General features: G+C 48.9%; 11 protein-coding genes. 5 read left to right on the top strand and 6 right to left on the bottom strand.

Annotated elements, in window-relative coordinates:
- Positions 1 to 49: 49 nt before the first annotated feature.
- The 3 genes from ACEPSU_RS04325 to recQ all read right to left on the bottom strand — a co-directional run bounded on the left by ACEPSU_RS04325 (position 50) and on the right by recQ (position 5,489).
- On the bottom strand, positions 50 to 640 hold the full coding sequence (locus ACEPSU_RS04325; protein WP_395322939.1) for a sugar O-acetyltransferase: 591 nt from the start codon (positions 638 to 640) through the stop codon (positions 50 to 52).
- Between the two features lie 174 nt (positions 641 to 814).
- Positions 815 to 3,058, bottom strand: a complete 2,244-nt coding sequence (locus ACEPSU_RS04320) for an ATP-binding cassette domain-containing protein (RefSeq protein ID WP_395323565.1) — start codon at positions 3,056 to 3,058, stop codon at positions 815 to 817.
- Between the two features lie 652 nt (positions 3,059 to 3,710).
- Entirely contained in the window at positions 3,711 to 5,489 is a 1,779-nt protein-coding gene (recQ, locus tag ACEPSU_RS04315) for a DNA helicase RecQ (RefSeq protein ID WP_395322936.1), read from the bottom strand.
- Positions 5,490 to 5,663: 174 nt separating this feature from the next.
- Between recQ and ACEPSU_RS04310 the strand changes: the two genes are divergently transcribed.
- From ACEPSU_RS04310 to ACEPSU_RS04295, 4 genes are all read left to right on the top strand, one after another.
- A complete protein-coding gene (locus tag ACEPSU_RS04310; protein WP_260339844.1) occupies positions 5,664 to 6,104 on the top strand; it encodes a MarR family winged helix-turn-helix transcriptional regulator in 441 nt (146 codons plus the stop codon).
- A 79-nt stretch (positions 6,105 to 6,183) separates the two neighbouring features.
- Positions 6,184 to 7,521 (top strand): FAD-dependent oxidoreductase, encoded by a 1,338-nt coding sequence (locus ACEPSU_RS04305; protein WP_395323563.1) that lies wholly within the window; start codon positions 6,184 to 6,186, stop codon positions 7,519 to 7,521.
- Between the two features lie 231 nt (positions 7,522 to 7,752).
- The gene (locus tag ACEPSU_RS04300; protein ID WP_395322934.1) at positions 7,753 to 8,022 is read left to right on the top strand and encodes a hypothetical protein; all 270 of its coding nucleotides are present in this window, start codon (positions 7,753 to 7,755) and stop codon (positions 8,020 to 8,022) included.
- Positions 8,023 to 8,641: 619 nt separating this feature from the next.
- Positions 8,642 to 10,045, top strand: a complete 1,404-nt coding sequence (locus tag ACEPSU_RS04295) for a C69 family dipeptidase (protein ID WP_395322933.1) — start codon at positions 8,642 to 8,644, stop codon at positions 10,043 to 10,045.
- A gap of 61 nt (positions 10,046 to 10,106) precedes the next feature.
- Here ACEPSU_RS04295 and ACEPSU_RS04290 read toward each other — a convergent pair whose 3' ends face one another.
- Entirely contained in the window at positions 10,107 to 10,643 is a 537-nt protein-coding gene (locus ACEPSU_RS04290) for a hypothetical protein (RefSeq protein WP_395361612.1), read from the bottom strand.
- 34 nt (positions 10,644 to 10,677) lie between these two features.
- Positions 10,678 to 10,857 carry a hypothetical protein gene (locus tag ACEPSU_RS04285; RefSeq protein WP_020089618.1) on the bottom strand — a complete coding sequence of 60 codons (180 nt, stop codon included), beginning with the start codon at positions 10,855 to 10,857 and terminating at the stop codon, positions 10,678 to 10,680.
- A 263-nt stretch (positions 10,858 to 11,120) separates the two neighbouring features.
- On the opposite strand from ACEPSU_RS04285, the gene ACEPSU_RS04280 reads away from it, so the two are divergent.
- On the top strand, positions 11,121 to 12,041 hold the full coding sequence (locus ACEPSU_RS04280) for an IS30 family transposase (protein WP_056944246.1): 921 nt from the start codon (positions 11,121 to 11,123) through the stop codon (positions 12,039 to 12,041).
- Between the two features lie 37 nt (positions 12,042 to 12,078).
- On the opposite strand, the gene ACEPSU_RS04275 is transcribed toward ACEPSU_RS04280, so the two are convergent.
- A complete protein-coding gene (locus ACEPSU_RS04275; protein ID WP_395322931.1) occupies positions 12,079 to 13,155 on the bottom strand; it encodes a hypothetical protein in 1,077 nt (358 codons plus the stop codon).
- Positions 13,156 to 13,159 lie beyond the last annotated feature (4 nt).

The following is a 13,159-nucleotide window of genomic DNA, read 5'->3' as shown; positions in this document are numbered from 1 at the left end:
AAATTTCCCACTAAACCGCCAACTTTAGGTAGTTTTTATGCGGATAAATCTACTTTTTCTCTGGAATCACGTTGCCTTCAGCGTCCAGATGCTTCACGATTCGTGCAGGATTACCGGCAATGACGACGTTGTCTCCAAATGATTTGGTGACGACCGCGCCCCCACCAACGATAACATTATTGCCAATCGTCACGCCCGGCACAATCACGGCATTCCCACCGATCCAGCAGTTATTGCCGATGGTGACAGGCTTCCCGTAACCCAGCCAGGACGTCCGCGCCTCCAAGTTGTATGGATGGCCGGCCGTATAAATTTGAACTTTTGGTGCCAATAACACGTTATTGCCAATATTGATCTCACAAGTATCCAGCAAAATACAGTCAAAGTTGGCAAAGAAGTTATCCCCAACGTGAATATTGTAGCCGTAGTCGCAAGCAAATCTAGGTCGAATCTCAACATTCTTCCCAACCGATCCAAATAACTTCGTCACCAACGCCGTGACGCGATCCTTCTCACGGAAGGGAATCGTATCTAATTCTTCATATAAATCGCGGGCAGCAAAACGATCCGTAACCAGCTTTTCATCGTTGACATCATAGAGTTCCTCGTCCATCATTTTTTGAAATTCAGTTTTTGCCATCAGTGGTCAGTCCTTCACAGTAATTTATGAGAATAATAGTAGCACACCGTGTAAGCGATTACAATGCATTCATTCGCCAATTTGGAGCAATTTTATATTCATCCGGATAAATAATTAACTTAAAAAAGCGGCAATCCGGGAAAGATTGGCCGCCTAAATTTATTCGATTTATTTTTAAAGGTACTGTCCCGTTACCGAACGTGGGATCGTCCGCACGCCAGCCACTGATCCGGCATACAAGACCTCACCCCCATTAGTCCCACCATCCGGACCAATATCGATCAGCCAATCGGCACTGCGCATAACATCTAGGTTATGTTCAATCACAATCACTGTGTTTCCTTTGTCCACTAAATCATTGATGATTTGGACAATTGTCACGATGTCCGAAGGATGCAACCCCGTTGTGGGTTCGTCGAGGATGTAAATGTTTCCTCGCTTATTTAATTCCTTCGCAATTTTAAGTCGTTGTCCCTCGCCTCCGGACAACGTACTCAATGGTTGTCCCAATGCCAAGTATGCCAGTCCCACGGTCAAAACGTTTTTGAGCTTAGCAACGACCTTAGTCCCCGCAAAGAAAGCCGTGGCCTCCTCCACCGTCATCGCCATAATCTCTTCAATATTCTTTCCCTTGAACTGGTATGTCAGTACTTGCGGGTCAAATCGTCCACCGTGACACAGTGAACACGTGACCGTGGCGTTTTCCATAAAGGATAAATTCAGCTCCACGACCCCTTTGCCCCCACATTGCGGGCACGCACCCTTCGAATTGGCACTGAACAAGCTTTCGCTGACGCCGTTCTCCGCTGCCAACAATTTACGAATGTCATTAAGAACACCCATGTAAGTAGCCGGATTGGACCGACTGTTTGCGTGTAGCGCCCGTTGGTCAATCCGAATGGCCTCGGGATGTTCCTTGGCAAAGACCTGTTCAACCAAGGTACTCTTGCCAGAACCCGCCACCCCCGTCACCACCGTGAATAGCCCAACTGGGATTTTCAAAATAGCATCCTTAAGGTTGTGCCGACGACTCGGTTCACTCGTGATAAACTTTTCCGGCAACCTTGGCGCATCCTTGATGGCTAAGTGCCGATTCAGGTATTTTGCCGTTAACGTTTCGGACTTTAACAGCTCTGGATACGTGCCAGTAAAGGTGATCTGTCCGCCATGAATACCGGCCCGCGGGCCAACATCGACCACGTAGTCCGCCACCTGAATCACATCCGGATCATGCTCAACCACTAGGACCGTGTTACCCTTCTGGCGCAGCTTGATCAGGAGGTCGTTGAGGCGATGAACGTCTCTAGGATGCAAGCCCGTGCTGGGTTCATCCAAAATATACAGCAGGTTCGTCAGGCTATTAGCCAGATACTTGACCGTCTTGACCCGCTGTGACTCACCACCAGAAAGTGTCGTCGTCTCCCGCGTCAGACTGAGATAGTCGAGACCCACGTCGATCAATCCCTCGACCCGTTCCTGAATGCTGTCAATTAAGTTCGACATCCGGGCATCACTAAATTCGGCCAGGGTCGTCCGCAAATCCGTTAGCTGCATGGCGGTCAAGTCATAGAGATTATAGCCATTGATCTTTACGGCTAAAACTTCAGGATTGAATCGCGTTCCGTGACAATCTGGGCAAGGACTCATGGTCGCAAATTTCTCAATTTTCTTCCGGGCGCCCTCACTGATCCCTTTGCCGACCTTCAAGTTCTGCCGGTAAAACAGTCGTTCCAAACCTTCAAATTTCACATTAAAGACTGAATCCTTATAATTGACCCGCACTGACTGTTCCCCATTTAAGAGTTGCGCTAGCTTTTCAGGTGAAAATTCCTTAACCGGTTGATCCAAATCAAACCAACCGGTCGCCACCAACGTTTGAAACAAAAAGGTCTGCGGCCCATAACCGGGCAATAAGATGGCACCATCGTTGAGTGATTTCTCTGGATCTAAAATCGCATCGCGTTTGACCACGTAGGTCTTCCCAATCCCCTCACAGGTTGGACACATACCGGCCGGATCATTGAAGGAAAAGGCATTACTGGCCGTCCCATAATGTGGCGTGCCGAATCGTGAGAATAAGATTCGCAACAAGGGACTAATATCGCTGACCGTTCCTAGGGTTGAACGCGCATTTCCGCCCAGCGGCTTTTGATCGATCACGATGGCAGTCGAGAGGTTCCGTACCTCATCAACATCTGGTCGCCGATAATTCGGCAGAAAGGTTCGGGTAAAACTATCATATGTACTATTCAACTGACGTCCAGCCTCTTGCGCAATTGTATCGAAGACGATGGAAGACTTACCGGAACCAGAGACCCCAGTGAAGACGGTCAGGCGATTCTTAGGAATCTTGAGGCTAATATTTTTCAGGTTATTCTCACGGTCATTCACAATCTCAATGAAATCTGGATCAGACATGGCAGAACCCTCCTCTGCTAGACTTGAGCAACACAGCGCCTTTAAGAGTACCATACCCCCCTGAACGACCCAAGCATATAGACTCGCAAGTTCTGGGCTAGAATCGTCGTCTGCGGCTGCCGGTAGCGCCGCCGCTGTGGGGAACGGTAAAAGCCAAAAGCGGTCTTTTACCTCGACTTGAAACCTCGCCCCAACCGCGAGTTTCCAAGGTCGTCCCATGGCCGTAAACACGGGGAGAAACAATCGCCCGTGCTAAGCTAGTTCTAGCCCAAACATTATTTCAATCGACACGCTTTCCTCGTCTTCACACGACACCTATCATCCAACATCAGTACCTAAGACGCCAGTGAACCTGCAGGTATTAAAAAAGTGGCGTTCATCGCGTCACTTCGAGATCATTTATTTACCATCATGGGGCAGGCGCCACATTGACTAAAGTCATCAAACGTATTTAGCTGCAGGAGGTCAGGGATGGAGCCAGCCGTGAGAGTGATGTAGTCTGGCGTTTTTTGACAGACTACATCACTGGACGCTTTTGAGACACATGCTTCTCGTGGCTCAAAAGCGAGGTGAAAGACCGCTTCACAGGCTTTCGCCGGTCCTCACAGCAGCGGAATCGCTGACAGCCGTAAGCGTGCACATGAGCGACACGCTATGCCTTAGCCGCCTGGTCCTCACGAATAATCGTCATGAAGGCTTCGCCATACTTCTCCAGCTTGCTCTGTCCCACACCCTTGACCGACAAGAAAGCCTCGTCGTCTTGCGGAAGTACCTCGCACATACCATGTAACGACCGGTCCGAGAAGATGACGAACGGCGGCACGTGCTGATCTTCCGCCAGCTGATGCCGTAACTCCCGCAGTTTACCAAAGAGTTCATCATCCACCGGTGCCAGCCGCTTGGCCTTGCGTGCCATCTTCCGGAAAACCTGTGTCTCCCCTTTCAGCACGCTCGCACCCTCCTGGGTAATCGCTAGCGTGGGATACTGTCCGCCGACACTTTGCAAATAGCCCGCCGCCGTCAGAAAGTCAATCAGTTCACCGACGCTCTTCTGGCGTTGACCACTCATAATGCCATAGGTCGATAGCTCTTCCAAATGGTTGTCTCGCACGCGTTGATTGTGCGCTCCCGTTAAAACTTGCGCCACGATTCCCTTGCCAAACCGTGACCGCAGCCGAACGACACACGACAAGACCTTTTGCGCCGACACCGTAATATCTTGGGCTTCACGATCATCACGACAGTTACTACAACGGCCACACGGTTCTGAATCCTCCCCAAAGTAGGCGAGGATGAACTGTTGTAGGCAGCCCTGTGTATTAGCGTACTGACTCATCACCTGCAGCTTCTGGTATTCGCGTTGCTTATTGCTTTCGTCACGCTCAGATTGGTCAATGAAAAAGTGTTGAATCTGGAGGTCCTGAGCTCGATACAGTAGGATAGCCTCACTCGGCAACCCATCCCGACCGGCCCGGCCAGCCTCCTGATAGTAGGCTTCCAACGTTCCGGGTACCTGCGCGTGAATCACGAAACGCACATTACTCTTGTCGATACCCATTCCAAAGGCGTTAGTCGCAACCATCACCTGAATCCGATCGTAGAGGAAGTCCTCCTGATTTGCGCGTCGTTCGTCGTCGCTCAGACCCGCATGATAGGCGGCCGCCTTAACGTGGTGCCGGGTCAACAGCGTCGTCAACCGGGTAACTTCCTTGCGCGTGCTGGCATAGATGATCCCCGTCTCGCCCTGATTGACCTTCAAGTAGTCCAAAATAAACCGGTCGGTATCCTGATCCTTGACCACCGTTAAGTCCAGGTTGTCGCGGGCAAATCCGGTATTGACCTCATTCTGCGGGTCAATCTGTAACTGCTGACAAATATCGGCCGCCACTTGTTCGGTAGCCGTCGCCGTTAACGCCAATACCTGCGGTTGCGTTGGCAGTTGCTCAATGGCCGTACTCAATGCCAAGTAACTCGGCCGGAAGTCGTGTCCCCACTGTGAAATACAGTGCGCTTCGTCAACCGCCAACAAGTCCACTGGCAGTTGGCCCAGTGCCTGCAGAAATGCCGCCGAATCTAGCCGTTCGGGTGCCACATACAGCAATTTATAAGCGCCATTGTGTAGTCCGGCCAGGCGTTCTTGAATATCCGGCCAGTCCACCGAACTGTTGATAAATGTCGCGGGGATGCCACTATCATTTAACGCATCGACCTGATCCTTCATTAAGGAGATCAGTGGCGACACCACAACCGTAATCCCGTCGAACATCAGCGCAGGAATCTGGTAACACAGAGACTTCCCACCACCCGTGGGCATAATGGCCAGGCTGTTCTCCCCCGCCATGACGTGCTCGATGACCGCCTGTTGCCCGGGCCGAAAGTCATCGTACCCAAACGTGGTCTTTAAAATATGTTGCGCTGCCGCTAAGTCCATCAATGCTTACTCCTTCTTCTCAATGCTTCTATTCTACTGGCAAACGTCAACCGATACAACCGAACGGATACCCGAACAGCTTTTTTTCACAAAATACCCTGAAATAGTTGACAGCCAGCACATATTCGCTTATAGTAAATTAAATCGCACGCAACCGAATTGGAGGAACTACTCGTGGAAGACTCAGATATGACCCTGGCCAACCAACTCTGCTTTTCGGTGTACCACGCAAGCCGCCTTTTTATCAAGTTCTATCAGCAAGCACTCCAACCGTTTGCACTGACTTATCCCCAATACTTGGTACTTTTGGCGCTGTGGGAAGAGGATCGCCAACCCCTCCACGCATTGGGTGAACAATTAGACTTTGGCAGTAACACCCTGACCCCGCTCCTGAAAAGGATGGAGAATAAAGGGTGGTTGACTCGCCAACTTGGTTCTTCGGACCATCGTCAATTAATTATCCAACTCACGGAAAAAGGGAGAACTAGCAAGACCGCTATTTTTCAAGCGATCCGTCTGTGCGTCACCCAGCAGAATATTGATCCAGAACGCTACCAAAGCACCCTGAAACAGAATCATGAATTAATTGCGACTCTTGAAAAAATGCTAGATTAGCAGTTATTTATTTTCAGCAATCAGTCGTGCACGACTATTTATTGACACTTAGGAAAAGAGAAAGAGGTAACTTATTTTTATGATGCATTACGATGTCGCATTTATCGGCAGTGGCCACGCCAACTGGCACGCCGCCGTTGCTTTACGAAAAGCTGGCAAGTCAGTGGTCCTGATTGAAAAGGACCGCGTTGGTGGAACCAGTACCTTGGACGAAGCCACCGCGTTGACGGCACACCCTCAAGACCTGGCCAGTGATACTGACGACTTTACTTGGGCAGACGTGACAGCGTACCGGCAACACGTTAGCGACACCCAAACCCAACAACTGATGACCCTCTTCGCTAAATACGACATCACGCTCATTCACGGTACTGGTATCCTGATGGGTAAACACATGATTCAGATCGGTAGCCAACACATTTTCGCTGAAAATATCGTGCTGGGCACCGGCCAACACGCCGTACTACCTGCTATTATGGGTAAGGAATATCTTCACGACGGTCAAGACTTTCTGAGCCTGAAGCAACTACCCAACCACTTAACCATTATCGGTGCTGGGGTCCTTGCCCTTAAGTTTGCCTCTCTAGCGCAATATCTCGGCACCAAGGTTACCATCTTAACCCACGGTGCACGAGCAGCTAAGAACTTTGCGCCCCGCTACGTCACAAAATTATTAGTCCGCCTGCAACAAGCCGGCGTCGACATTCGGTTCCGCGAACCTGTCCATAGCGTCGATGAAACGGCAACGGGTTACGGTGTCACGACGGAAAGCGGTCTGACCATTGCCACCGACTACGTACTGGCGACAACGGGACATGAACCCAATACCCAGATGCTGGGTTTGGAAAATGCTGGCATTTACACTAGCGATAACGGGATCGTCGTGGACGATCATCTGCGTGCTACCAGCCACAACATCTACGCCAGTGGGGATGTCATCGCCAAAACCGTTGCCAAGACACCCGCAACGGCCACCTTTGAATCCAACTACATCGCCGCTCAAATTCTGGGCGATACCACGCCAATCAGTTACCCGGTTCTCCCCAACGTCCTGTCCGCCTGCCCTCGCATTGCGCGGGTCGGAATCAGCGCTGCCGAAGCCGCCGGTAATTCCGACTACCAGATCGCCCAGATTCCTTATGGCAAGCTTACTGGCACCAAAGGCCCCCACGAGGTTGCGGCCGAAATGACGGTCGTTTTGGATGCCGCCCATCACTTGGTCGGCGCTGATATCTTTGGCATGGCCGCTCCCACCCTGGCGAACGCGCTGACCATTGCCATCACGCAACGACTATCAGCCGATGAGTTTGCCGATCTGACGGCCACCTGCCCAACAGCCATTCAAAAAATTACGGCGCACCTCTTGCCATTGTTGGCATCTGCTACAACGGAAGACGTTGTTCAATTGGAAGCCTAGTTTCTTTCACACTTCACATCACTATTTATTGGGACCAGTCGTTACTGCGGCTGGCCCCTTTTCTAGTTACGCCAAATTAAATTAAAAAGTTTTATTTCAAAAAAATAATGAAGCGATTTTTACGTAGTTAATTAGAAAGGAATGATTCCCGTGACTAATTTCAAGCAAGTTTCCAACTATCTCCATTCGAGTATGCTAAACTCGGATTACTCAAGAAGGAGGCCATTTACTATGGCAACCAAAGACAAAATTCAAATCGACATTGATTCTGAGATTAGAAAGCGTGCGGAAACCAACTTACAGATGAACGGTATTTCCCTCACACATTTACTACAGACTATTATCACGAGTATTGCCGACAATCAGATATCTCCCTCACCAACAATCACCGAGGCTGATCTACTTGCTTTCATTGATGAGGTGCTTAACGCCTTAAATGGCAAAGAAGAACTTGAATCCTATACAACGCTAGATGCTTTAAACAAAGGCTTATCAAATTAGGTGGTCACTTACACCATTCACCCAACTCGAAAATTCAAGCAACAGTTCAAGAATGTTCAAAAGACACCGCGTTGGAACCGCGTCTTCAGTGGCACTGCACCACTAAGGTGAAAATCGTCCGGCCTGGGACATCGTCATATCTTGTCTACTATCGGGCACTCCAATACCAAGTTACTTCTGTCCTCATCGCTTACATGGAAAACAACAGCTTGCCAAACAAATCATGTTTCTACTCTCAAAGCAGCATATTTCCGTTAGCATCACGGAATGTCACTTGGATGGCAAAAATGGCGATCATCTCTTAATTTATACGATTTTGCCGGAAACTAACCAAGTCTTTTTAATTTCCATCGGCACACACGCCGAGCTTTTCTAACGAAACGGTGCATAACAATCTTTACATGATTCTCGTATTGGGACCAGTCGTTACTGCGGCTGGCCCCTTTCTACTGTTTCGCCACCGCTCCACTATCCCCCCTCAATCAACTGAGCTGAAACCGCTCCTCACCGACCAGCAAAAGGCTGAAATGAATATCACAAAAGCCCCCGAAGACTGACCAACCACTTCAACGCTCCTGCTATCAATGCTATAATGTTTTTTAAAAGGAGTGCTGTATTCATGACGAAGAGAATTAAAGGTTCATGTACCACGATTTTAGTAGGGAAAAAGGCTTCCTTAGACGGCTCCACCATCATTTCACGGAACGATGACGGCCACGAAGCCCTAGACCCAGAACGGTTCGTTGTGGTCAACCCTGATGACCAACCTCGCGATTACCAAGCGGTGATCAGCGGTGTGCAAATCAAGTTACCCGACAACCCACTGCGTTACACCTCAATTCCTAACTCCATCTTAACCAACGGTATCTGGCCAGCAGCCGGCATCAACAGTGAAAACATTGCGATGTCTGCCACCGAAACCATTACCACGAACTCCCGCGTGTTGGGGATCGACCCCTACGTTGACGGCGGAATCGGTGAAGAAGACCTGGTAACGTTGGTCTTGCCATACATTCACAGCGCTCGCGATGGTGTGAAGCGTTTAGGTAGCCTGCTGGAAGAATTCGGAACCTACGAACCAAACGGGATTGCCTTCTCCGACAACAACGAAATCTGGTGGTTAGAAACCATTGGTGGGCATCACTGGGCTGCTAAGCGGATTCCAGACGACGCCTACGTGGTTGCGCCTAACCGCATGAACATTGACGACTTTGACTTTAGTGCCGAAGATACCTTGGCTTCAGACGACTTGGAAGACTTGATCACCAAGTACAGCCTGAACCCCGACTTCGACCATGTTAACCTGCGTCACATCTTCGGCAGTGCTTCCATCAAGGACACGGTCTACAACAACCCCCGTGCTTGGTTTGGTCAGAAGTACTTCAATCCTGAAATCGAACAAGATCCTCAGGACCAAGACTTGCCATTCATCTGTCACGCCAACCGGAAGATCTCAATCGACGACGTAAAATTCGTTTTGAGCTCTCACTTTGAAAACACGAAGTACGATGTTTACGGCCACGGCTCTGAAGACGACAAGACGTTGTTCCGTCCAATCGGGATCAACCGGAACCACGATGTGCACATCTTACAAATCAGAAATAACGTGCCCGACAGTATCGCCGGGATCCACTGGTTAGCCTTTGGTGCCAACACGTTCAACACGGTTGTGCCATTCTACGCTAACGTTGATGACACGCCAGCTGCTTACAAAGACGCTGACGGGACGTTCAACATGAACCACATGTACTGGTTGAGCTGTACTACGGCACTACTGGGTGACACGGATTACAGTCTTTACGAAGACTTCCGTAACACCTTCGCCTTAGAAGCAATGTCTGCTTACCGGAAGATCCAACACGAAACGGATGCCGCTATTATTGACGGTGCCGACATCAAGATCCTGAAGGAAGCCAACGAAAAGCTTTCCGATGAATCCTTCACCCGTCAAACGAAGTTATTGGGTGACATGGTAACGTTTGGTTCCGAACACATGAAGTTACGGTATAACTTAAACGACTAATTCTCACTAACAAAAGATGACTGCTCAGAAGCTTAACATTAGCTCTTGAGCAGTCATCTTTTTATGCCAATTTTAGACGCTTCATGATTTCAATGACCACCTCAATTTTGACAAACATCGGATAAGTTTCCAGTATAGCTGGCACAGTGTCATAATCAGCATGTAAATATTCAACTCCTAATTGTTGATAGAATTCCAAGGCACCAGGTAATGCAGCAACTTGAATCCCAATAAGGCCAATGTTCAACTTGAATCTGGCAATTAGTACTTGTTCAAATATATCTAGGATCAACTTTGTACCATTCTTTTGATTCTGAAGACTTCGCTCCACACCTAGCCAAGTAATCTCAATAGCAGGATACGGGATTACCGCTTGGCTAAGCCACGATGAATCATCCAGTAAGTTTCGAAATATTTGTGCATCGTATGCGCTCTGAACCTCTACAATACTCGCGGACAATGCATAGAATCCAACAATCACCCTCTTATCTTTCGCTTCCAAGACGGTCGTTGAAGTTTTCCCTAACTGATCGGCCCAAGCAGCCCGTTCTCTTAAAAAACGATTAACAGTTGGCTCGCCACAGTCAAATTTGACCAATGATTCTTGCGAACTTATCTTTGAAATATGGGTTCTATACATCGGGTGTCTCTAATGCCTTCTTAAATGCAATAACTGCGCGTTCAATATGAGCCTTCTCCGTATCAGTCGGTTCATTTCCCGTAGGCAACAAGATTTTCATAACCTTGTCGTACTCTTTCCGATCCTTAACTTTAATAACTTGTTTCAGCTTGCCACCCTCAACCATTGTCATTTTGTGTCCTCCCGTTGGCTATACACCTGCCTTGACCATTTTCTTCCGTTTCTCACCATTCCAGTCAGTATAACTGCTTCACCCCATAGGTGTATAGTCCCTTTCACAAACTTTACAAAGTAAGAGCGAGCCACCAGCATAAAACGCCGGTAGCTCGCCCTTTTGATATGGGAGATTGTAAAATATAACCGAACACTTGTAGACAAAAAAGCCCATAGAGGCCTTTAATAGAATTACCACAACACTATCAAAGGAGAACCTCTATGAGTAAGTCTACTTTATCATTTCAAGAACGAGCTGTCATCCAAGATTGGCATGATTCCGCAAAATCACTGCGATCAATTGCGCGACACCTTAATCGGAGCGTCTCGACCATCTCTTATGAACTACATCGTTTACGGGACCAGCCATACTCTGCTACGGCGGCTCAGAATCAAACAACTTCGCGTCGCACTCAGCGGGGAAGAAAAACCAACTTGACCGCAAATCTCAATGATTTTATTACTGAGGGGATTCGTGTACGGCATCTCTCTTTTGCACAAATTGCACAATTAACCGGTGAGGCTAAGCGAAACTTCTATAATTGGTTAGCTCAGGGCCGCTTAGAAATCACCTCTGAGGAGTTGCCTGATAGAGCTATTCGTTACCAGCGTAGCCATGAAACTCGCGGTAAGGCTGCTTGTGGTCGATCAATTGAAGAGCGAACTAACAACGGTCGCAAGACGATTGGTCAGTTCGAGGCGGACACTGTTCTATCCGGGAAAAAGAAAGGTCAAGCTTTGGCCACAGTGGTTGACCGCGCCTCACGTTTAACCATCACTCGCCGTTTATCTGGACGCGATAGTGGTGCGATGAAAGCTGTATTAGTGGATATTGCTAGCTTGTTGGGAGATAACTTTAAAACCGTTACGGTCGATCATGGTAAGGAATTCGCCAAATATCAAGAATTCGAAGACGAAACGGGCAAGCTTATGTACTTTGCGCATGCCTATTCTCCTCATGAACGTGGAACTAATGAGCAACGAAACAAAATATTACGGCGTTTTGTTCCTAAAGGGCGGCCCATCGAAGATATTACTGATGAAGAACTGGTCGATATCAATTGGAAAATGAACACCATGCCATTAGAATGCTTGAATTGGCGTACACCATTAGAGGTCTTCTGGGAACAGATGAGGTTCTAATAAGTGTTCGGATAATTCTTGCAATCTCCCATATAACTTAGAATTTCAGTTCGTAATCAAATTTCAATTTCTTATAGTAATCCTGTTCGATGAAGTCCGTTGGCCGGACCGCACCATCCTTCATGTCAAAGTAGGCCACTCCCGCCATCTTGAGCATTTTATAGACGAACTGGGAACAGAACATGATGTTGGGCTTAGCGGAATGCTTGGACACCAGCCCCAGCATGTTGTAGGCACTTCCCTCACGATTGATCTCATCGATCTTGTCGATCACGAACTCCTTTTGTGCCGCGGTCACCGGCAAACTGTAGACCAGCAGAGACGCGCCCGCCTTCTGATGGAAGAACTCCAGCGTTTCGGCATTCATCCCCGGTGGGTAAACGTTGTCGCCCCCGTTGTAACTGATGATGGTCTCCAGATCGCGGTCAAAGGCCAGTGACACGTGGTTGAACTGCTTACGGGTAAATACCGAGATCATCTCGCTAGCGGCACTCCCCGTATTGGACACAGCCAGATACAAGTTGGTATCACCCAGGGTGGCATCCGCCGCATCAAAGTAAGCATTCGTGAGCGTCCCGTGGTTGATGTACCGCACCGAACTATGACGGGGTAAGTCTTCCAGAATCGTCTTCACGTGTGCAACCGAAACCTTGTCCTTGGCCTCGGCCGCCGTGTTCATGAGGTCACTCAGCTTGTCGGCACTCTGCCGCAGCTCATCGAAGCTGACCGTTGCCGCCTCTTCGACCGTCGGCAAATAGAAAACCGTCTGATTGTTGGTCGTGACGAACCGTTCGACCCATAACGGAACGAGAATAATAATAACGCCTAAAATTTTAGCCGGAAAGTACACGGGCGACCATCCCCGCATGGGAAAGACCACCACCGAAATGAAGATAATCTGCAGGGCCAGCAGGAGCCCATAAGCAGCGGTTAGTCCCAACTTCGCCGGTCGAGGAAACTGGGCGAGCCAGGTCCGCACGACCATCACTGCCGCCAAATAAATGTAGACGATAATCAGGATAGGTTGATTGGCAAATAGGTACAAGCTGATGAGCAGGAGCCACCCCAGCCCGCGAATTCTAATTGATTGAAAATAGTTGATGACGTCGTTCATGACA

Origin of the sequence: Levilactobacillus parabrevis, from assembly GCF_044051715.1 — a bacterium.
GTDB lineage: Bacteria > Bacillota > Bacilli > Lactobacillales > Lactobacillaceae > Levilactobacillus > Levilactobacillus parabrevis.
Note: the sequence above shows the minus strand (reverse complement) of the source record. Positions and strands in the feature narration are given on the sequence as shown.